This window comes from Accumulibacter sp. (assembly GCF_031732815.1).
In the GTDB taxonomy this organism is placed as follows: Bacteria; Pseudomonadota; Gammaproteobacteria; order Burkholderiales; family Rhodocyclaceae; genus Accumulibacter.
The window spans coordinates 24,343-43,931 of sequence record NZ_JAVMKF010000046.1 but is presented as its reverse complement, the minus strand read 5'-3'; the positions used below and the strand labels follow the sequence as shown (position 1 = coordinate 43,931).

17 protein-coding genes, 1 tRNA gene and 1 riboswitch are annotated in these 19,589 nt (G+C 64.1%); of the genes, 6 read left to right on the top strand and 12 right to left on the bottom strand.

Going from position 1 to position 19,589, the window contains the following annotated elements; genetic code table 11:
- The 5 genes from RKP46_RS04170 to RKP46_RS04150 form a co-directional block, all read right to left on the bottom strand.
- On the bottom strand, nucleotides 1-338 hold a 338-nt coding region (locus tag RKP46_RS04170; RefSeq protein ID WP_311105459.1), incomplete at its 3' end, for a sodium ion-translocating decarboxylase subunit beta.
- A gap of 91 nt (nucleotides 339-429) precedes the next feature.
- Complete coding sequence (locus RKP46_RS04165; RefSeq protein WP_311105458.1) at nucleotides 430-831, bottom strand: biotin/lipoyl-containing protein; 402 nt, start codon at nucleotides 829-831, stop codon at nucleotides 430-432.
- A 14-nt stretch (nucleotides 832-845) separates the two neighbouring features.
- Complete coding sequence (locus RKP46_RS04160) at nucleotides 846-1,175, bottom strand: hypothetical protein (RefSeq protein WP_311105457.1); 330 nt, start codon at nucleotides 1,173-1,175, stop codon at nucleotides 846-848.
- Between the two features lie 24 nt (nucleotides 1,176-1,199).
- Complete coding sequence (locus RKP46_RS04155; RefSeq protein ID WP_311105456.1) at nucleotides 1,200-2,753, bottom strand: acyl-CoA carboxylase subunit beta; 1,554 nt, start codon at nucleotides 2,751-2,753, stop codon at nucleotides 1,200-1,202.
- A 390-nt stretch (nucleotides 2,754-3,143) separates the two neighbouring features.
- Nucleotides 3,144-3,230 (bottom strand) — tRNA-Leu (locus RKP46_RS04150).
- A 39-nt stretch (nucleotides 3,231-3,269) separates the two neighbouring features.
- On the opposite strand from RKP46_RS04150, the gene rnr reads away from it, so the two are divergent.
- The 3 genes from rnr (at nucleotide 3,270) to RKP46_RS04135 (ending at nucleotide 8,915) form a co-directional block, all read left to right on the top strand.
- Entirely contained in the window at nucleotides 3,270-5,438 is a 2,169-nt protein-coding gene (rnr, locus tag RKP46_RS04145) for a ribonuclease R (protein ID WP_311105455.1), read from the top strand.
- 33 nt (nucleotides 5,439-5,471) lie between these two features.
- Complete coding sequence (napF, locus tag RKP46_RS04140; RefSeq protein ID WP_311105454.1) at nucleotides 5,472-5,963, top strand: ferredoxin-type protein NapF; 492 nt, start codon at nucleotides 5,472-5,474, stop codon at nucleotides 5,961-5,963.
- A 198-nt stretch (nucleotides 5,964-6,161) separates the two neighbouring features.
- On the top strand, nucleotides 6,162-8,915 hold the full coding sequence (locus RKP46_RS04135) for an AMP-binding protein (protein ID WP_409194101.1): 2,754 nt from the start codon (nucleotides 6,162-6,164) through the stop codon (nucleotides 8,913-8,915).
- Between the two features lie 90 nt (nucleotides 8,916-9,005).
- Here the strand turns inward: RKP46_RS04135 and RKP46_RS04130 are convergent, their stop codons facing one another.
- The 7 genes from RKP46_RS04130 to RKP46_RS04100 all read right to left on the bottom strand — a co-directional run bounded on the left by RKP46_RS04130 (nucleotide 9,006) and on the right by RKP46_RS04100 (nucleotide 15,334).
- On the bottom strand, nucleotides 9,006-9,473 hold the full coding sequence (locus tag RKP46_RS04130; protein WP_311105452.1) for a nitrate reductase cytochrome c-type subunit: 468 nt from the start codon (nucleotides 9,471-9,473) through the stop codon (nucleotides 9,006-9,008).
- Between the two features lie 50 nt (nucleotides 9,474-9,523).
- Nucleotides 9,524-10,426 (bottom strand): quinol dehydrogenase ferredoxin subunit NapH, encoded by a 903-nt coding sequence (gene napH, locus RKP46_RS04125; RefSeq protein WP_311105451.1) that lies wholly within the window; start codon nucleotides 10,424-10,426, stop codon nucleotides 9,524-9,526.
- Nucleotides 10,423-11,331, bottom strand: coding sequence for a ferredoxin-type protein NapG (gene napG, locus RKP46_RS04120; RefSeq protein ID WP_311105462.1), 909 nt, complete (start codon nucleotides 11,329-11,331; stop codon nucleotides 10,423-10,425). Before napG ends, napH begins: the two co-directional genes overlap by 4 nt.
- A gap of 171 nt (nucleotides 11,332-11,502) precedes the next feature.
- Nucleotides 11,503-14,028: a nitrate reductase catalytic subunit NapA gene (gene napA, locus RKP46_RS04115; RefSeq protein ID WP_311105450.1), complete on the bottom strand. Its 2,526-nt coding sequence runs from the start codon at nucleotides 14,026-14,028 to the stop codon at nucleotides 11,503-11,505.
- 1 nt (nucleotide 14,029) lies between these two features.
- Nucleotides 14,030-14,278, bottom strand: coding sequence for a chaperone NapD (locus tag RKP46_RS04110; RefSeq protein WP_311105461.1), 249 nt, complete (start codon nucleotides 14,276-14,278; stop codon nucleotides 14,030-14,032).
- Between the two features lie 496 nt (nucleotides 14,279-14,774).
- Nucleotides 14,775-15,119, bottom strand: coding sequence for a cell division protein ZapA (locus tag RKP46_RS04105; RefSeq protein ID WP_311105449.1), 345 nt, complete (start codon nucleotides 15,117-15,119; stop codon nucleotides 14,775-14,777).
- Nucleotides 15,120-15,133: 14 nt separating this feature from the next.
- The gene (locus RKP46_RS04100) at nucleotides 15,134-15,334 is read right to left on the bottom strand and encodes a hypothetical protein (protein WP_311105448.1); all 201 of its coding nucleotides are present in this window, start codon (nucleotides 15,332-15,334) and stop codon (nucleotides 15,134-15,136) included.
- Between the two features lie 153 nt (nucleotides 15,335-15,487).
- Nucleotides 15,488-15,696: riboswitch (cobalamin riboswitch) on the top strand.
- Between the two features lie 131 nt (nucleotides 15,697-15,827).
- On the opposite strand from RKP46_RS04100, the gene RKP46_RS04095 reads away from it, so the two are divergent.
- The 3 genes from RKP46_RS04095 to RKP46_RS04085 are packed head-to-tail and all read left to right on the top strand — an operon-like array spanning nucleotide 15,828 to nucleotide 19,584.
- Nucleotides 15,828-17,810, top strand: coding sequence for a TonB-dependent receptor (locus RKP46_RS04095; protein ID WP_311105447.1), 1,983 nt, complete (start codon nucleotides 15,828-15,830; stop codon nucleotides 17,808-17,810).
- 3 nt (nucleotides 17,811-17,813) lie between these two features.
- On the top strand, nucleotides 17,814-18,803 hold the full coding sequence (locus tag RKP46_RS04090) for an iron ABC transporter permease (RefSeq protein WP_311105446.1): 990 nt from the start codon (nucleotides 17,814-17,816) through the stop codon (nucleotides 18,801-18,803).
- 4 nt (nucleotides 18,804-18,807) lie between these two features.
- Complete coding sequence (locus tag RKP46_RS04085) at nucleotides 18,808-19,584, top strand: ABC transporter ATP-binding protein (protein ID WP_311105445.1); 777 nt, start codon at nucleotides 18,808-18,810, stop codon at nucleotides 19,582-19,584.
- The last annotated feature ends 5 nt before the right edge of the window (nucleotides 19,585-19,589 follow it).

Sequence of the window (19,589 nt, the reverse complement as noted above, 5' to 3'; positions counted from 1 at the left end):
AGACAGGCGATCAGGCCGTTGCTGAAAGTCAGCGTGTAGATCGGTTGCAGCCAGTCGATCTGCAGGATGTTGATCAGGTCGACCGGGTCCGACATCAATGGGTCAACGAACAAGGTGCCCATCTTGCTGCCCTCGAGGAACATCACGCCCGCGTTCACCGAAGACATGCCCAGTCCCATCGGGATCATCAGCAGCGGTTCCAGGATGTTCTTCGAGCCCAGGTAGATCAGCAAGAAGCCAAGCAGCATCAGAAAGATGCGGCCGAACATGATCTTCGGCTCGGCGGCCGCGAGTGTCGCGATACCCTGGAACAGGTCCAGAAAGTGAATGCTTTCCATACGCGTCAGTCCTCGCGCCGGACAAGCAAAGGCGGTTGCCGGCGCATCGAGTTGCAGGCGGCAGGAGTGTGTCCCTGCCGGCTCTTCCAGGTCAGGCGATAGTCACCAGGGGCTGCCCACCGTCGACCGCGTCACCGGCCGCGACGAGTACCTTGGTCACCTGGCCAGCGCGCGCCGAGGTAATCGGCGTCTTCATCTTCATCGCTTCGAGGACGAGTAGCTGATCACCGGCGGCAACGGTTTGGCCAACTTTGACATTGACCTCGACGACCACTCCGCCCATGGCCGCTACGACATCGTTGGCTCCGGCAGGCGCCGCGGCGGCGGGCGCCGCCGCCGGGACGGCAGCGCTGGTGGTGGTGTTGGCGGCGGTCGCCAGAGTGCCGGCAACCGGCGCGGCAGCAGCCACGCTTTGCGTCTGTCCGGTGCCGAGTTCGAGAACGCTGACCTCGTACTCACGACCGTTGACGGTAACCTTGAAATGTCTGGGCATCTGATATCTCTCCTCTATCGGGGGCCACGGCCCGTGGGCGCGGGCGTATGGGAATGCTGGGCGGCGCGTGCGCCGGAGGCCCAGCCATGGCTGCTTGGTGCGATGTGCAGTATGCGGTGCGGTCCCATGGCGACAAAAATTGCCGCCGAGAGCGCTGCGACGTCTTCATCCGGAACGCCAAGACCGACCGGACATACGGTGCCCGTCGGGATGTCGACCGGCTTGCTCCTTTCCATCCGTCCGGTCAGCGAAACCATCAGCTTGATCACCACGGCGACCAGCACCGAGATGACCGTGGCAATACCGTAGACCTGCAGGGCTTTGAGAATGGCGGCAGTCAGCATGGGGTGTCGTCCTTGTGCAGGGAATTACATGGGTATGTTGCCGTGCTTCTTGGCCGGGCGCAGTTCGCGCTTGTCAAGCGTCTTGCGCAAGGCGAGGGCGACCATCCAGCGCGTATCCTGCGGCTCGATGACATCGGTAATGTAGAAGTTGCCTGCCGAAACGTAGGGCGAGGCAAATTCGTCACGGTACTCCTGCGCCAGTTCGGCAGCTCGCGCCTGACTGTCTTCCGCTTCCTTGATCTCCTTGCGGTAGAGAATCTTGACTGCAGCTTCCGCGCCCATGACGGCAATCTCGGCAGTTGGCCAAGCAAAGACCATGTCCGCACCCATTTCCTGGCTGCACATGGCAAGGTAGGAACCGCCGTAGGCCTTGCGGCAAATCACTGTGATCTTTGGTGCGGTGCACGATCCGTAGGCCGAGAGCATCTTTGCGCCATGGCGGATGATGCCGCCGCGCTCCTGCTCGACACCCGGCAGGAAGCCTGGGACATCAACCAGCGTTACCACGGGGATGTTGAAGATGTTGCAGGTCCGCACGAAACGTGCCACCTTGTCAGCCGCATTCAAATCGAGCGCGCCGGCCATCACCATCGGTTGGTTGGCGACGATACCGGTGACGACGCCGCTGATCCGCGCGAAGCCGACGATGACATTGCGCGCAAAACCGGCATGCACCTCGAGCAGTTCGCCGCCGTCGACGATACGGCGAATGATCGCGTACATGTCCATCGGCGCCGACGCGCTATCGGGAATGCACTCATTGATCGACGGATCTTCCATTTCCTCGATCGGCGCCGCCAGGTTGTGCGGCGGGTCTTCGGTGTTGTTCGCTGGCAGATAGGACAGCAGTTGCCTGACCAGGGCAATCGCCTGCTGGTCGTCGTCGACGATGAAGTGGGCGTTACCGCTGACTGTTGCGTGCATTTCAGCGCCGCCGACCTCGGCCATCGTCGTCGCGCGTCCGGTCACCGCCTTGATGACTTCCGGACCGGTGAGGAACATGTGCGCATTGCTGCGTGTCATGATGACGAAATCCATCAACGCTGGCGAATAGGCAGCTCCCCCGGCACAGGGACCACAGATCACGGCGATCTGCGGAACGACGCCGGAGAGCAGGACATTGGTGTAGAACACATCGCCGTAGCCCGAGAGGGCGTCGACGCCTTCCTGAATTCGCGCACCGCCAGAGTCCTTGAAAGCAACCAGTGGGACACCGATCTTCAGAGCATGTCGCATGATGCGCGTGATCTTGCGCGCCTGCATCTTGCCGAGCGTGCCGGCGACGACACTGAAGTCCTGGCTGAACGCAGCCACCTGCGTGTGGCCGACATAGCCGCTACCGGCGATCACTCCGTCAGCAGGCAATGCGCGTCCGGCCATTCCGAAATGCGTTGCGGCGTGGGCGGCATGTAGTCCAAGTTCCTGGAAGGTTCCCTCTTCGTACAGCGCGTCGAGGCGCTCGCGGGCCGACAGCAAACCCTTGGCATGCAGCGCTTCCAGCTTTTCCGGGCTGACGTTCTGGGTCAACTTGGCGCGTTTCGCGCGCAACTTTTCGATTAGTTCCGGTCGTATCGTCATCTCAATTCCTGGTACGTGAGTGGATTGGAATTAGTTCTCATTCTCGTAGCGGTCGCGATCGGCCACTTTCCGGCAGCGTATTGTGCCATCTTCTCCTTGTATTGACCAGCGTGGGTGCGACTCCTCGCATGCGGGGAAGCCCGGCGTCCGGCGCGCCGCGCTCGGCGGGGGCCAGGCGTGACCACGCAACAGGTGGTGACCGGGTGCTAGTGCGTGCTTTCGCGCGGACGCCTGCCTTCAGCCGGTGCCTTGGCACGCGGGGTCAGTTCGGTCGAAACGCCGCGAACAGGTCATACATGGTGTTGGAAGGCGTACAATGGGCGCCCGGCGAGGAGGACGAAGAGCCGGTGGGCGAAAAAAAAGCTCCAAATGATCGGAGCTTCTTGTGTCTGGTGCCCAAGAGAGGAATCGAACCTCCACGGTGTTGCCACCACTAGGACCTGAACCTAGCGCGTCTACCAATTTCGCCACCTGGGCATCGCCAGCGAGAGGCGAATTCTATAGGATCAAGAGTAAATGTCAATGATCAATCCGTTCGCGCTGAGGGCGCGCGATCCGCATCTGGCGCGTGAGGCAAAGCGCTACGAGCATCCGCTGCCTTCGCGTGAGTTGATCCTGCAGGTGCTCGCCGAGCAAGGCAGGCCGGTCGCCTTCGACGAACTCAGCCGATTGCTCGAAATCCGGCCGGACGAGTGCGAACCGTTTCAGCGCCGCCTGGGGGCGATGGAACGTGAGGCGCAGTTGTTGCGCAATCGCAAAGCGGCGTACATCCTGCCAGAGCGGGCCAGTCTGATTGCCGGGCGGGTGGAGGGTCACCCGGATGGCTATGGCTTCCTCGTCCCGGACGATGGTAGCGAGGATCTGTCGCTCGAGGCGCGGCAGATGGCGAAGGTGCTGCATCGTGATCGGGCTCTGGTGCGCGTCGTCGGCGTCGATCGCCGGGGACGTCGTGAGGGGGTCATCGTCGAGGTCCTCGAACGGGCGAACAGCAAGGTCGTCGGGCGAGTGCTCGTCGAGCACGGAATCGCGCTTGTCGTACCGGAAAACCGACGCATCAACCAGGATATTCTGGTAGCACCAGAGGGTGGCGTGCCCGCCAAGCCTGGTCAGGTCGTCGTCGTCGAGATCATCGAGCAGCCTGATCGGCACGCCAAACCGATCGGGCGCATCATCGAGGTTCTCGGTGGCTACGCCGATCCCGGGATGGAGATCGAGATCGCCCTGCGCAAGCACGAACTTCCTTTCATTTTTTCGCCTGGGACTTTGGCCGAGACGGCGGCTTTGCCCGACCAGGTCGGGGCGGGCGAGGCGGGCGGGCGGGTGGACTTGCGCGAGCTGCCGCTGGTGACGATCGACGGCGAGACGGCGAAGGATTTCGATGATGCGGTTTTTGCCGAGCGGCGCGCCAGCGGCTGGCGGCTGATTGTGGCGATTGCCGACGTCAGCCACTATGTGCAGCCGGGGAGCGCGCTCGATCGGGCGGCTGCCGAGCGCGGCAACTCGGTCTACTTCCCGCGCCGCGTGATTCCGATGTTGCCTGAAAAGCTGTCGAACGGCCTGTGCTCGCTCAATCCCGGCGTTGATCGCCTGGTTGTCGCGTGCGACATGGAGATTGGCGAGCGCGGAGAGATCGACGATTACCGCTTCTATCCGGCGGTTTTTCGCTCGCACGCCCGCCTGACCTACGATCAGGTGTGGAACGCGTTGAGTGCCACTGGTCAGCCGGAGGAACCGCAGCTCGCTGCGTTCCTGCCGCATCTGCGTGTGCTTTACGACCTGTTCCATGTTCTCCAGTGCGCGCGCGAGCAGCGCGGCGCGATCGATTTCGAAACGATCGAGACGCTGCTGCTGTTCGACGATCAGGGCAAGATCGAGCAGATCGTTCCGGCCTATCGCAACGACGCGCATCGGCTGATCGAGGAATGCATGCTGGCGGCCAACGTCTGCGCGTCGGATTTCCTGCAGACCAATCGGCAAGCATGTCTGTACCGGGTCCATCAGGGTCCGACGGCCGAAAAGCTCGTCGCGTTGCGCAGCTTCCTCGCGGAGTTCGGCTTGGCCCTGGGTGGGGGCGACACGCCGACGGCGCGCGATTACGCGCTGCTGCTCGAGCACGTGCGCGGCCGTCCGGACGCTCTGCTGCTGCAGACGGTAATGCTGCGCTCGCTGCGCCAGGCACTATACAGTCCAGACAACGTTGGCCACTTTGGCCTCGCCTACGAGCACTACACGCACTTCACTTCGCCGATCAGGCGCTACCCGGATCTGCTGGTGCATCGTTCGATCAAGGCCGTGCTCGCCGGGCAGCATTACTCACCTGGGAGTTGGCAGGAGGTGGGCGTGCACTGCTCGCAGACCGAACGCCGTGCTGACGAGGCGACGCGCGATGTGCTCAACTGGTTGAAATGCTATTACATGCGCGACCGCATCGGCGAGGTCTTCGCGGGGAGTATCGCGGCGGTCGTTCCTTTTGGCGTGTTTGTCGCGCTCGACGAGATTCATGTCGAGGGACTGGTCCATGTTTCGGAACTGGGTGAGGACTATTTTCAGTACGACGGCGTGAAACACCAGATGCTGGGCCAGCGCACCGGCCGGCGCTACCGACTGGCTGACCGCCTGCGCGTCAGGCTGGTCCGCGCGGACCTCGAGAGTGGCCGCATCGATTTCGTCCCGGTAGACGCCTGATGAAGCCGCTGATCGACTCACGGCGGGCTTGCCGTGGTTGATGTAGCGAGCCGGCGGAACTTCCTGCGTGGTCGATTCGGTATCCGGCCGAAGCCGCTACGCCCGCCCTGGGCGCTCGCCGAGCACGCTTTTCAGCAGGCCTGCTCGCGCTGCGGAGCATGCTGCAAGGTGTGTCCGACGGGTATCGTCGTCAGTGGCGACGGCGGCTATCCGGAAATCGATTTCGTCCGCGGCGAATGTACTTTCTGTGCTGCCTGCGTCAGTGTTTGTCCGAGCGCTGCGCTGCAGCGCGGCGAGGAAGGTCGCGCGTGGTCGCTGCGCGCGGCGCTTGGCGAGGGCTGTCTGGCCACGCGCGCGGTCGAGTGCCGGGTGTGTGCCGATCTTTGTCTCAACGGCGCGATCCTTTTTCTGCCGCAGCGCGGCGGGATCGCGCGACCGATCGTCGACGAAACCCGGTGCACCGGCTGCGGCGCCTGCCTCGCACCGTGTCCGACGAGGGCGATCAATGTCTGCCGGTCGACCTGATCGGCCGTCGGGCTTGCGCGATTTGCCAGCGCGTTCGTCGGTCGTCCCCGGGGGTACGATTGGTGTGCTGGCTGGCCGCTCCGGTTCGCCCGCTCCGTCGGCCCGGCTTGGAGGAGCCGGGACGTGAACCGCGAACGGGCAGCAGGTCGGCATTTGCCTGAAGCTTCAGCCGAGCGCTTGCTGCAGCTCGTCGCGACGATGGTCGAGGAGACGCGGCCGGGGCGGCAGGGCCGAGTCAGCCTGCGTAGCCATCTTGAACGCGACCTGGGCCTGGACAGCCTGGCGCGGGTCGAACTGCTCTTGCGACTGGCCACCGAGTTTGGCAAGTCGCTGCCGGAGAGCGCTTTGGCTGAAGCTGAAACGCCGGCCGACCTGTGGCGCCTGATCAACGGGGCAGGGGACCTGCAGGAGCCGGCCGCCGTCGCGCTCGACAAAGCGGCGCAGGGTAAGATCTGCGAAATCCCGGTGCAGGCAGCGACCTTGGTCGAAGTACTGGAGTGGTACGCCGAGCGCTGCGCGGATCGCACGCACGTTCTGCTCTACGCGAGCGGGGCGGGCGAGACGGGCGATTTTCGGCCGCAGCCGCTGTCTTACGGCGATCTGCTGAGCGCGTCGCGGCGTATCGCGGCGGGCTTGGTCGCGCGTGGTCTGCGGCCACAGCAGACGGTTGCTCTGATGTTGCCGACCGGGCGCGACTACCTGACGAGTTTCTTCGGCGTGTTGCTCGCTGGCGGCATTCCGGTGCCGATCTATCCACCCGCTCGTCTGGCGCAGCTTGCCGACCACCTGCGCCGGCATGCCCGCATCCTGGCCAACGCGGAAGCGGTGTTCATCATCACGGTGCCGGAAGCGAAAGGCGTTGGCGCCCTCCTGCGGGCAGCGGCGCCGGCCTTGCGCGAGGTCCTGACGCCCACTGAGCTCGATCAGGAGCCGATCGCCCTGCTCTATCGCGCAGTGTCCTCGGATGTCGCCTTCCTGCAATACACTTCGGGCAGTACCGGTGATCCCAAGGGGGTCGTCCTCAGCCATGCCAATCTGCTCGCCAACCTGCGCGCGATGGGCCAGGCGGTCGGCGTTTCCAGCGACGACGTTTTCGTCTCCTGGTTGCCGCTTTATCATGACATGGGGCTGATCGGCGCCTGGTTCGGCTCCTTGTACTTCGGCATGCGCCTGGTGTTGATGTCGCCGCTGGCGTTTCTCGCTCGCCCGGTGCGCTGGTTGCAGGCGATCAGCCAGCATCGCGGCACGCTTTCGCCGGCACCGAATTTTGCTTACGACCTGTGCGCGCGCAAGCTCGCCGATGCCGACTTGTCGGGGCTGGACCTGTCGTCGTGGCGGCTTGCCCTGAATGGCGCCGAGCCGGTCAGTCCGGCAACATTGACCGCTTTCGCCGAGCGCTTTGCTCCGTTTGGCTTGTCCCCGACCGCCCTGACGCCGGTCTATGGTCTGGCCGAGTGCTCGGTCGGCCTGGCCTTTCCGCCGCTTGGGCGCGGGCCACGCATCGACCTGATCGAGCGCGATGCCTTGCTGCGTCGGAAGGTCGCGCTGCCGGTGCTTGATGCGGCGCCGGGGTCGATGGGAGTGCCAGCCTGTGGCCGGGCGCTTCCCGGTCACGAAATCCGCATTGTCGACGAGAGCGGTAGCGAACTGCCGGAACGCCACGTCGGGCATTTGCAGTTTCGCGGTCCCTCGGCAACGGTCGGCTATTTCCGTAATCCGTCGGCGACCCGGGCGCTGTGGCGTGACGGCTGGCTGGACTCGGGGGATTTTGCCTACGCGGTCGAAGGCGAAATCTACCTCACCGGGAGAGAGAAGGATCTGATCATCCGCGGTGGGCGCAACCTTTATCCGTACGAACTGGAGCAGGCGGTCGGCAACATTCCCGGTGTTCGCCGCGGTTGTGTCGCGGTCTTCGCCAGCAACGATCCGCTGACGGCGAGCGAGCGCCTGGTCGTCGTCGCCGAAACGCGCGCGCAGGATGCGGCGGAGCGCGCTGCCTTGCGCCAGCGGATCAGCGAAGCGGCGATTGACGCGGTCGGTGTACCGGCCGACGAGATCGTCCTCGTCCCACCGAACTCGGTTCTCAAGACCTCGAGCGGCAAGATCCGGCGCAGCGCGTCGCGCGATGCTTTCGAGAGTGGATCACTCGGGGCCGAAGCTGTAGCGGGGCGCTGGCAGTTGGTGCGCCTGGCGATGGCCGCGTCTCGTGCACGCATCGCCGACGGCGCGCGGCGCTTTGTTCGACGACTGTATGGCTTGTGGTGCTGGACGACCTTCGCCCTGCTGGCGCTGCCAACAGCGGCGAGCGTCGTCGCTCTGCGTTCGCCGGCTGCCGGCCGCCGAATCGTGCATTGGGCGGCGCGCGCTTTCCTGCGCCTGACCGGCATGCCGGTGGGCAGGATAGACCGCGCTGACCTGCCGGCAACGCCGCATCTCCTGCTGGTCAATCATTGCAGCTATCTGGACGCTTTGGTGCTGTGCGCGGCGCTGCCGCCCGCGGCCGGATACTGTTTCGCCGCCAAGCGCGAGTTGCTCAGGCAGCCGATGATGCACGCCTTCCTGCGGGCCTTGGGGACGCTCTTCGTCGAGCGTTTCGATGTCGCGCGCAGCGTCGAGGATGTCGAAGACATCGTCATTGCCCTGCGCCGGGGGCAGCGTGTCATCCTTTTTCCGGAAGGTACCTTTTCCCGCGAAGCCGGCCTCAAGCCGCTGCGCATGGGCGCCTTCGTTGCCGCTGCCCGTGCCGGCGTGCCGGTCCTCACCGGTGGTCTGCGCGGAACGCGCGAGGTACTGCGCGATGGCTCATGGCTGCCACGACCTGGCCGGATGAAACTGGCACTGGGCGCAGTGCTGGCGCCGACGGGCGCCGATTGGGCGGCGACCGTACGCTTGCGCGATGCCGCGCGGCGGGAGATCCTGCGCCTGTGTGGCGAACACGACCTGGAGCGCTAGGCTGCGGCGAACAATCGCGCACCGCCCGACGCAGCGGCCTGGGCGGCGGCGTAGCCGCGGCGCAAGGCGGCTTGCTGCCGCCGTTGTCGCTCAGTTCCTCTTGACCGGTTTCTTGACGGCATCGCCCTTGAAGGTGTTGTCGACCAGCGGCGGTGCGTCGATCTGCGGCACGTGGCATTGAACGCAGTTGTAGCGGCCGCCAGTCGCTTCGGCGTGCTTCTTGCCCTCGCGGTCGACGAAGTGGCTGACACCGATCTGCGGCGCCTTCTTCTTCTTGTAGTTCGCGGCCGAGTGACAATCCATGCACTGGTTGCCTTCCAGGTTGATTTCGTCGAAGTTCTCGACGGCATGCGGGATGACCGGCGGTTGCGTACTGAAGGTGCGGGCAACCGGCGCCTCGGTTCCTGGGCGCTTGCCGACGTAGGGTTTGATCTCCGGTGCCTGATCAGGCGCTGCGACGTCGACGCCGCGCATCGACCGGGCACCGTCGTCGGCAAACGCCAGCGCGCTCAGGCAAGTCGCTGCGAGCGCGGCGATCAATTTCAGGGTTTTGTACATGGTTGGCGCTCCCTCCAGGTCAAAGAATGGTTTCAGTGTTGCGCGATGCCTCACTCGTTGCGCGTCACCGGCGTTCGCTCGGTCGCTGCGCCATCGCCGGGTGGGCGGGCGAAGCGCAGGCCGAAGGTGAAGACGTCTTGCGAGCAGACGTCGATGCAGCGTCCGCAGTTGGTGCAGTTGGCGGCCAGAATGACCGGGCCGATGCCCTGCTCGGCTCCCTTCAGGGCAGGTCGAATGACCTGCGGTTCCGGGCAGACCTCGAAACAGTCCAGGCAGTCGTTGCAGGCTGCGCGCTTGTCGGCGCGAATGCGCAGCGGACTCCAGCGCGCGAGCAGGCTGTAGAAAGCGCCGACCGGGCAGATGTGCCCGCACCAGCCGCGGCTCATGACGAAAAGGTCGAACAGGAAGACGGCGAGAATGATCGTCCACGCCGCGCCAAAACCGAAAACCAGTGCACGTTGCAGGAAGGAAACGGGATTCACCAGTTCCCAGACGAGGGTGCCGGTAGCCGCGGCAAGGACGAACGCCATTGCCAGGATCCAGTAGCGGGTGGCGCGCGCAAGATGCGTGCTGCCCCTGATCTGAAGACGGCGGCGCAGCCAGGCGGCAAGGTCAGTCAGCGGGTTGAGCGGGCAGACCCAGGCGCAGTACGCCCGGCCACCAACCAGGAAGTAGAAGACGAGCGTGATGGCGACGCCGAGCAGCGCCAGGTTTTCCGGCCGGTGCCCGGCGATCAGTGACTGCATCAGGATGAACGGGTCGGTCAGTGGCAGCGTGTCGAGGGTCAGGCTGTAGGCCAGGTTGCCTTTGACAATCCACCAGCCGGCGAGCGGGCCGAGCAGGAAGAGGCACAGGATGACGCACTGGCTGATGCGCCGAGCAAGCAACCACTTGTGCGCGGCGAACCAGCCTTTTGTGTTGACGGCTTCGGCGCCTGGCGATCGACGACTCATCGTGCAGGCTCGTCGGCCGTTCGCCGCGGTACCAGGCCTGCCGCACCGGGCGGCGCGCCAAGCTGATCGCCCAGGCCGGGAGGCAGTCTGGGCACTGCCGGGCCGTGCCCAGGGTTCATCGCGGGCGTTCGCTCGCTGCCTGGATCGAAGTGGCCTTCGAGTTTCGTTCCTTCGGGCAGGCGGTCGGGCAGATCGACGAGACCTTTGTCCTCGACCAGCGAACGGTCACCGGCTTTCGCCTTTTCCTGCCAGCCCAGACGATAGTGTTCGCCCAGCGAGCCCTTGGCCAGCTTGATCGGCAGGACGCGGATCGAGGCCTCTTCGGTGACGCAGGCTTTCTCGCACTTGCCGCAGCCGGTGCAATGTTCGGAGTGCACGGTCGGAATGAACATCGCATGCCGCCCGGTGCGCGTGTTTGGGCGCAGTTCAAGTGTGATCGCCTGGTCGATCAGCGGGCAGACGCGGTAACAGACGTCGCAGCGCATGCCGAGAAAGTTCAGGCAGGTTTCCTGGTCGGCGAGGACGGCGAGGCCCATGCGCGCGCGGTTGATGTCGGTCAGCGAGTGCTCGAGGGCACCGGTCGGACAGGCCTTGACACAGGGGATGTCCTCGCACATCTCGCATGGTCCACTGCGCGCCGTGAAGTACGGCGTACCCGCGGCCACCGGCGTTTCCGGCCGGGCCAGCGTCAGGATGTCGTAGGGGCAAGCGCGCACACACATGCCGCAGCGTATGCACGCGCCGAGGAAGCGATCTTCCGGCTGCGCACCGGGTGGGCGGATGGCCAGCGGGGGCAGGGCTTTCGCCTGTTTGCCATGGAGGGCAAGGGCGACGCCAAGCAGCCCGACGCCGCAAAACAGCCGCGCCGAATCGTTCAGGAACTGCCGGCGCGCGGCGGTCGGCATTGCGGCGCTGATCGCCGGTGGCTGGCGCGTGGCCTTGGCTTCCTTGGGCATGTTGGCTGACAATCAGGCAGGTCGGAAAGCTGGGATCGGTTCGCGGACCGCCGACGAGCGCCGCGCGGCGTGCCCGCCGGCTACGGCGTATTGCCAGGCTGCCCGCGAGCTTATCCCGGATCAGGCCTTGACCACCTTGCAAGCGCACTTTTTGAAGTCGGTTTCCTTGGAAATCGGGCAGGTCGCATCGAGCGTCAGCTTGTTGACCAGGCGGTGCTCGTCGAAGAACGGAACGAAGACGAGTCCGACCGGCGGCTTGTTGCGCCCGCGGGTTTCGACGCGCAACTGGATTTCGCCGCGCCGGGTGACCGTTTTCACAACATCGCCACGCTGCAGGCCGCGCTTTCTGGCGTCGTCCGGATGCATGTAGATCCAGGCGTCTGGCATCGACTTGTAGAGTTCCGGAACTCGTCGCGTCATTGAACCCGTGTGCCAGTGCTCGAGCACGCGTCCGGTGCACAGCCAGAGATCGTAGTCCTTGTCGGGCATTTCGGCGGCTGGCTGATAGGGCAGAGCGAAGATTACCGCCTTGCCGTCCGGGTGACCGTAGAAGCGTACGCCTTCACCCTTTTTGACGTAGGGATCGTAGCCCTCGCGGAAGCGCCAGAGGGTTTCCTTGCCGTCGACCACTGGCCAGCGCAGGCCGCGCGCCTTGTGGTAGGTGTCGAAACTGGCCAGGTCGTGCGCGTGGCCGCGACCGAAGGCGGCGTACTCTTCGAACAGGCCTTTCTGCAAGTAGAAGCCGAAGGCTTTCGACTCGTCGTTGTCGAAGCCCTGATACGTCTGGGCGAGCGGGAACTTGTTGACCTGGCCGTTGGCGAACAGGACGTCGTACAAAGTTTTCCCTCGGTACTCGGGATTTTTCTCGAGCAAGGCGGCTGGCCACACCTCATCGGTCTTGAAACGCTTGGCGAATTCGACGTATTGCCAGAGGTCCGAGCGCGCTTGTCCGGGGGCTTTTACCTGCTGACGCCAGAATTGCGTGCGCCGCTCGGCGTTGCCGAAGGCGCCTTCCTTTTCCATCCACATCGCAGCCGGCAGGATCAGATCGGCGGACATTGCCGAAACCGTCGGGTACGCGTCCGACACTACGACGAAGTTGTCCGGGTTGCGCCAGCCGGGGAAGATCTCATCGTTGACGTTGGGCCCGGCCTGCATGTTGTTGGTCGTTGTCGTCCAGTAGAAGTTGATCTTGCCGTCCTTCAGCAGCCGGCTCTGAGCGACGGCGTGGGCGCCGATCCAGTCGGGCAGGATGCCCGCGGGTAGCTTCCACAGCTTCTCGGAAATCTCGCGATGCTTTGGATTGGTGACCAGCATGTCGGCCGGCAGGCGATGGGCGAAGGTGCCGACCTCGCGCGCTGTGCCACAGGCGGACGGCTGACCGGTCAGCGAAAACGGACTGTTGCCCGGTTCGGAGATCTTGCCGACCAGCAGGTGGACGTTGTAGATCATGTTGTTGACCCAGGTGCCGCGCGTGTGCTGATTGAAACCCATCGTCCAGAACGAGGTCACCTTGAGCTTGGGATCGGCGTAGGCTTTGGCCAGTGCTTCCAGCTTTTCCTTCGGCACGCCGGAAATCTCGTGTGTCTTCTCGAGCGTGTATTCGGCGACGAAGGCCTTGAACTCGTCGAAGCTCATCGGACTGGCGCCGGCCGGATTGCCGCGCGGTTTGCCGTCCTCGCCCGGGTAGCCATTGTTCATGGCCAGCTTTTCGAGCGGATGGTTGGCGCGCAAGCCGTAGCCGATGTCGGTCACGCCGCGCTTGAAGTTCACGTTACGCGCGACAAACTCCTGATTGACCGCGTTGTTCTGAATGATGTAATGGCAGATGTAGTTGAGGATCGCAAGGTCGCTCTGGGGCTTGAAGATCAACTCGCTATCAGCGAGTTCGGTGGACCGGTGGGAAAATGTCGAGAGCACGTGGATGCGGACGTTCTTGCCGGTCAGTCGCCGGTCGGTGACGCGTGACCACAGGATCGGGTGCATCTCGGCCATGTTTGAGCCCCATAGTACGAAAACATCCGCGTGTTCGATGTCGTCGTAGCACCCCATCGGTTCGTCGATACCGAAGGTGCGCATGAAGCCGGCGACGGCGGAGGCCATGCAGTGACGGGCATTCGGGTCCAGGTTGTTGCTCAGGAAGCCAGCCTTCATCAGTTTGGCGGCGGCGTAACCTTCCCAGATCGTCCATTGGCCGGAACCAAACATGGCGATGTTGCGCGGCCCGCCCTTCTTCAAAGCAGCCTTGCACTTTTCGGCCATGAGGTCGAAGGCCTGCTCCCAGGAGACCGGCGCGAACTCACCGTTCTTGTCGAACTTGCCATCCTTCATGCGCAGCAGGGGGGTCGTCAGGCGGTCCTTACCATACTGTATCTTCGACAGGAAATAGCCCTTGATGCAGTTCAGGCCACGGTTGACTGGAGCATCAGGATCGCCCTGGGTAGCGACGATGCGCCCGTCCTTCGTTCCCACGAGCACGCCGCAGCCGGTTCCGCAGTAGCGACAGGCGCCCTTGTCCCAGCGTACTCCGTCATTCGTCGCGGCGGCAGCCGAAGCGACGCCGGGCAGGCTGATTCCGGCTACGCTGGCGGCGGCGGCAACAGCATTGCTCTTGATGAAGTCACGACGTGTCAAAGTTACTTTCATTTCATGCTTCCTTGTCGGGATCGGATTCGAACTGGTGATAGACCATTGACGCCGAGAGCACACCCGGCTGCTGGTTGATCTGGGAGAAGGTGTCGGCGGCAGCTTGCGCGGATTCGGCTTCGATCGTCACGATCAGCCGGCCATCTTGGGTGACGACATGGATCTCGATGCCGGGCAGGGCCAACAGCCGGCGCTGCACCTCGTGCACGGCCTGAGGCTGGGCGTTGACCAGCACGCTGGAGATGTTCATCAACCCGCGAGACTCCTGTGCGCAAACTGACAGCCCGTGTTGGCGGCAAACGCTGCAGGCGCCTGTGGCCAACCTGCGTCAGGTAGCCACTCTAAGGGAGTCGCAGCCGGTTTTTTTTGATGCGAATCAATCTTTGCAAAAACCGGTTGGGGGTCGGCCGGCGTTGCTCAGGAGCTTGCGTAGACCTTGCCATGGCGGTGTGTCGGCGTGCGCTCGGCGGTGCTCGGCGGTCGTCGGCGAAAGCCTTTCGCCAGGCGAAAAAAAAACGCGGAACCGAGTTCCGCGTTTTTTGGTTGTCCCCGCGAGTGCCGTCAGGCCGGCATCCTGAACCTGGGTTCAGATAGGTCACTTTCCTTCCGCATCAGGCATACCCGACATGGGGCACACACAACAGCGGTTTCTAGGGTCTGCAACCGATGCCAATTTGCATTGGTTCAAGGAATCTATGACCTTGACAAGCACCGCAGGGAACTCCGCCGGAGGCTCTCATCCACCGCTAGGGCGCCTTGAGCGCCTTCGCCAGTTCAACCTCCATGCAGGAAATTCTACGCCTAACGTCAGCCAAGTCCAGCGTTATTTCAGATTCAATTTTTTGATCAGCCGCCGGGCGCGGTTGATGCCCTGAGAGGTGCTCGTGGGCGATATTCAACGCTGCCATCACGGCGATGCGCTCGGCAAGATTGCTCTTCGTCTTTTCAGCGATCTCGCGCATCCGGCCGTTGAGAAAGGCGGCTGCGTTGAGCAAGGCAGCGTGCTGTTCGGGCGGGCAGGCGACCCGGTACTCCTTGCCAAGAAGAGTGATATCGAGAAAGGCGTCGAGAATGGCGGTTTCGTTGGGCATCGTTGGGACGCGCTTCAGGTCTTGGCTTCGGGAAGCTGTGCGGTGATACGTTCCAGACGTGAGCGCGCTTCCCCCATGCGCTCGACAAGTTGGTGCTTCTCCGCCCGGGCCGCCGCAAGCTGGTCTTTCAGTCCGTCATTCTCGGCGCGCAGGGCGTGGCACAGCGCAACCACTTCAGTGACACGGTTTTCGAGCGCAAGGAGTTCGTTCAGCATGGAGCAGACTATAGATTCAAGAAGCACATCTGGTCAAGGCTTAAGCGTTGCTTGTCAAGGTGATCTGTGCTGCCGCGGACGGCTGCCCGACACCGTTGCCGATCAGTGTCCGGCGAATGCGCTATAATATCGCCTTTCGCCTGGGTTGCCAGGCAAAGAAGATTTGTGCAAGGTGCCGCAACGCAGGTTCTCTGCCGCGGTTAAACGGGAAACAGGTGCGTGTTCCAGCAACACTATGCCTGTGCTGCCCCCGCAACGGTCAGCGAGTGTGGGTCTGTCGATAAGCCACTGGGCGAAAACCTGGGAAGGCGACAGATCAAGACTTGCGAGCCCGGATACCGGCCTTCGCGCAACTGGGACGGAAGTGTCGCGGGGAGGCGGGCACCGAGTGCGCGGGCAAGCAAGTCTGCCGTTCATCGTTTTCCCTGAACATTTTCACGTATTAGGCTCGCCGGCTTGCGGGGACGCTCGTCGGCAACAGGGAGAAACCATCATGCATCCGAAAGGATCGTGTGCAGCGTCGGCTGCCTTGCTCGTTTTGTCGGGCGCCGTATCGTCGAGCAGCCTGGCCGCTGCCGAGCAGGAACTCGAACCCGTCGTCGTTACCGCGACGCGCTTCAGCGAGGCGGATCCGCGCATCGCTGCGAACATCAGCATCATCAGCCGACAGGACATCAGGAACATGCCGACGCAGAACCTGCCGGACGTTCTGCGCACGCACGCCGGCATCGACGTGCGTCAGCTGGGCGGGGCGATGGGTCGCGACGCGCTCGTCGACCTTCGCGGCTTTGGTTCGACTGCGACCAGCAACACCTTGATTCTTCTCGACGGTTTGCGGCTCAATCCGGCTGACCTGGGGAGCATCATCTGGTCGGCCGTTCCGCTGGAGAGCGTCGAGCGGATCGAGATCATCCGCGGCTCGGGGACCGTCCTTTATGGTGACGGCGCCACCGGCGGGGTGATCAACATCATCACGCGCAAGGGCCGCCGCGCGCTTGCCAGCGCAGTCGGCGAGGTGGGCAGCTACGGCTACCGGGCGGCCGATCTCAGCCTGGCGAACAGCAAGGATGGCGTGTACTTCGATCTCGTCGCTAACCTGGCTGAGGCGGCTGGCTATCGGCACAACAGCCAGCAGGATCAGCGCACTGCCAGTGGGAGGGTGGGCGTGCAGTTCGAGCGTGGCCAGGTGTTTGCCGACTTTGCCGCCTACAAGGAGTCGGCCGGCGAGCCGGGATCGGTCTTCAGTGCCGCCTACCGTAACGACCCGCGCAGCACACGCAGCCCGCACAACGTCAGCGTGCGGAACGGTTATCGCCTGCGTCCAGGCGTGTCATACGAACTCGGCGATCGTCTTGCCCTCGAAGCGGAGCTCGCTTTCGATCATCAGCAACTCGTTGCGCGCTATGTCTCGTCGTTTGGCGCAACGGCGAGCGACCGTGTGCGCGACACCACGTCGTTTACCCCGCGTTTGCGCTGGCGCCACGATCTGGCGGCGGTACCCAGCGAAACCGTTTTCGGTTTCGACTACTACCATGGCGAAGTAACTTCGAATAACACGGGATTTGCCGATCAGGGTGCCGAGCAGACGAGCACCGCCTTCTACCTGCAGAACGTCAGCCGACTCTCCGAGCAACTCAGCCTGACGCTCGGCGCTCGCCGGCAACGCATGGCGCAGGAGGCGCGCCAGGATGCCTACGCGGCTTTCTTCAGCCCGGCGATGAAGGGCAGGGCGAGCCGTTCGCGCACTGCGACCGATCTCGGTCTGGCCTACGCGCAGGACGCCTGGAAGGTCTACGCCAAGACCGGCAGCACTTTCCGTTTTGCCAACCTCGATGAACTTTTCGGGCTCGACGCCTCGTTCAATCCTGTCTTCGTTGGTGACCTGAAGCCACAGCAGGGGCGAATCAATGAAGTCGGCGGCAGTCTGCGGCTTGGCTCGGCGAATCTGCGGGCTTCCTTCTACCGGCTGAAACTGGCGGATGAGATCGCTTATGACGGGAACCTCGGTGCGAACGTCAATCTGCCGTCGACCCGGCGCCAGGGTGCGGAATTGGAGGCCGACTGGCGGATCCTCGATGGGCTGCAGGTGAAGGGATCGTACGCGTATACCGATGCTCGTCTGCGTCGCGCGCCGTACGCGGGCAACGCGATTCCCTTGGTTGCACGGCATCAGGCAGGCGTGCAACTGATCTGGGACAGTGGGCGGCCGGGAACCTATTCGGCCGCCGTCCGGCATCTCGGCGCCCGGCGCTACAACGGCGATTACGACAACGCGCACGGCATGCTGGCCGGCTACACGACGCTCGATCTGCAGGCCGCCTGGGTGGTCAAGCCATGGCGGATTACGGCCAGGCTGCTCAACGCGCTCGACCGGAAGTATTCGCCGCTCGCCGGTTACTCCAGCTTCTACAACGATACCTACTACTATCCAGCCGACGGCCGCGCTTTCTTTGTCGCCGGGCGGTTCGACTTCTGAGCGATGCCGACTCGCCGCCGTGCCCTGCTCATTCTGGCCGCGCTGGCCGGCACGGCAGTGCTCAGCATCAGCCTCGCCCTGATCGTGGGCAGCATGCGCATCCCCTTCACCGAGGTCGCCGCAACGCTTCTTGGCGGCGGTGATGGGGTGTCGACGGAAGTCGTGCGCAGTCTGCGCCTGCCGCGCGCGCTGACCGGGTTTGCCTGCGGCGGACTCCTGGCCCTGGCCGGCGCGCTGCTCCAGATTCTCCTGCGCAATCCGCTCGCCGATCCCTATGTACTGGGGATTTCGGGGGGCGCCGGAATCGGCGCCCTGCTGGCGATCGTTCTTGGTTTCGGTGTCGCCGCGGTCAACGGTCTGGCTTTTGCCGGTGCGCTCGCCGCCATGCTGATCGTCTTCGGGTTGGCGCAGGGTAATGGTGGCTGGACGCATTCGCGCCTGCTGCTTACCGGGGTCATCGTCGCCGCCGCTTCGGGGGCGCTGGTTACGCTGATGCTGACGATTGCCCCCGATGACCGGCTGCGCGGAATGCTGTTCTGGTTGATGGGCGACCTCTCGCAGAGCGGCGACCCGCAGATCGCTCTCGGTCTGCTTGGCGCTGCGCTCCTGATTGCTTTGCCCTTTGCCCGCGAGCTGAACCTGTTGGCGCGCGGCGTCGATCTCGCACAGGCGCTCGGCGTCGCGGTGAATCCTTTGCGCCGCGGGGTGTATTTCGTCGCTTCATTGGCGACTGCCGCCGCAGTCACGCATGCCGGATCGATCGGTTTTGTCGGCCTGGTCGTGCCGCACCTGGTTCGCCTGGCGGCGGGCAACGACCAGCGCCTGCTGCTGCCCGCCTGCGTGCTGGCCGGCGGCAGCCTGCTGGTGATTGCCGACACCCTGGCGCGCACGCTGCTGGCGCCACAGCAACTGCCGGTGGGTGTGCTGACTGCCCTGATCGGCGCACCTGTCTTTCTTTTCCTGCTCGCCCGCGCCGCGCCCAGGGGAGACTGATCGGGTGTCCCCGGCGCCACTGCTCTGCGCCCGGCAGGTTGCCGTCGGGCTTGCCGGACGGGTCTTCTGCCGGGACCTGGATTTGCGTCTGATGCCAGGGCAAAACCTGGCGGTACTCGGCCGCAACGGTGTTGGCAAGTCGACGCTGCTCGCGGTTCTTGCCGGTCTGCGCCCGCCACTGGCGGGCGAGGTGCTGCTTGCCGGGCGCACTTACGCCGAGTCAGGCGCGCGCGCCAGCGCGCTGTTGCGCGGCTGGCTGCCGCAGGGGCGCAGCGAGGCATTTTCCTCGACCGTGCTCGAAACGGCGCTGATCGGTCGCCACCCGCATCTGGCGCGCTGGGCCTGGGAGTCGGCGGGCGATGCAGCGATTGCCAGGCAGGCGCTGGCGGCCGTTGGCATGGCTGATCTGGCGCAGCGCGACGTGCAGACGCTGTCCGGTGGCGAACGCCAGCGACTGGCAATTGCCACGGTGCTCACCCAGGCCCCGCAGCTCTATTTGCTCGACGAGCCGCTGGCGCATCTCGATCTCAATCACCAGATCGCGGTGCTCGAGCTTTTTGCCCGCCTGACGCGCGAGCAGGGTGCAGCTTGCGTGATGGTTCTGCACGAACCTGGTCTTGCGGCGCGTTTCTGCACGCACGCGCTGCTCCTCTTTTCCGATGGGACGCTGACGCAAGGCGCTTGTCACGATGTGATCACCAGCGAGGCGTTGACGCGCCTTTACGGATATCCTCTGCGCGAGACCGGCGATGGTCGGCAACGCTGGTTCATGCCGGCCTAGCGGAG

Excerpts from the sequence above, each read along its gene's own strand:
- RKP46_RS04135 (WP_409194101.1), top strand. The coding sequence starts at position 6,162 with ATGGTCGAGGAGACGCGGCCGGGGCGGCAGGGCCGAGTCAGCCTGCGT.
- napG (WP_311105462.1), bottom strand. The coding sequence starts at position 11,331 with ATGCCGACCGCCGCGCGCCGGCAGTTCCTGAACGATTCGGCGCGGCTG.
- RKP46_RS04160 (WP_311105457.1), bottom strand. The coding sequence starts at position 1,175 with ATGCTGACTGCCGCCATTCTCAAAGCCCTGCAGGTCTACGGTATTGCC.
- RKP46_RS04165 (WP_311105458.1), bottom strand. The coding sequence starts at position 831 with ATGCCCAGACATTTCAAGGTTACCGTCAACGGTCGTGAGTACGAGGTC.
- RKP46_RS04095 (WP_311105447.1), top strand. The coding sequence starts at position 15,828 with ATGCATCCGAAAGGATCGTGTGCAGCGTCGGCTGCCTTGCTCGTTTTG.
- napH (WP_311105451.1), bottom strand. The coding sequence starts at position 10,426 with ATGAGTCGTCGATCGCCAGGCGCCGAAGCCGTCAACACAAAAGGCTGG.
- RKP46_RS04155 (WP_311105456.1), bottom strand. The coding sequence starts at position 2,753 with ATGACGATACGACCGGAACTAATCGAAAAGTTGCGCGCGAAACGCGCC.
- RKP46_RS04100 (WP_311105448.1), bottom strand. The coding sequence starts at position 15,334 with ATGCTGAACGAACTCCTTGCGCTCGAAAACCGTGTCACTGAAGTGGTT.
- RKP46_RS04090 (WP_311105446.1), top strand. The coding sequence starts at position 17,814 with ATGCCGACTCGCCGCCGTGCCCTGCTCATTCTGGCCGCGCTGGCCGGC.
- RKP46_RS04110 (WP_311105461.1), bottom strand. The coding sequence starts at position 14,278 with ATGAACATCTCCAGCGTGCTGGTCAACGCCCAGCCTCAGGCCGTGCAC.
- RKP46_RS04105 (WP_311105449.1), bottom strand. The coding sequence starts at position 15,119 with ATGCCCAACGAAACCGCCATTCTCGACGCCTTTCTCGATATCACTCTT.
- rnr (WP_311105455.1), top strand. The coding sequence starts at position 3,270 with ATGTCAATGATCAATCCGTTCGCGCTGAGGGCGCGCGATCCGCATCTG.
- napA (WP_311105450.1), bottom strand. The coding sequence starts at position 14,028 with ATGAAAGTAACTTTGACACGTCGTGACTTCATCAAGAGCAATGCTGTT.
- RKP46_RS04130 (WP_311105452.1), bottom strand. The coding sequence starts at position 9,473 with ATGTACAAAACCCTGAAATTGATCGCCGCGCTCGCAGCGACTTGCCTG.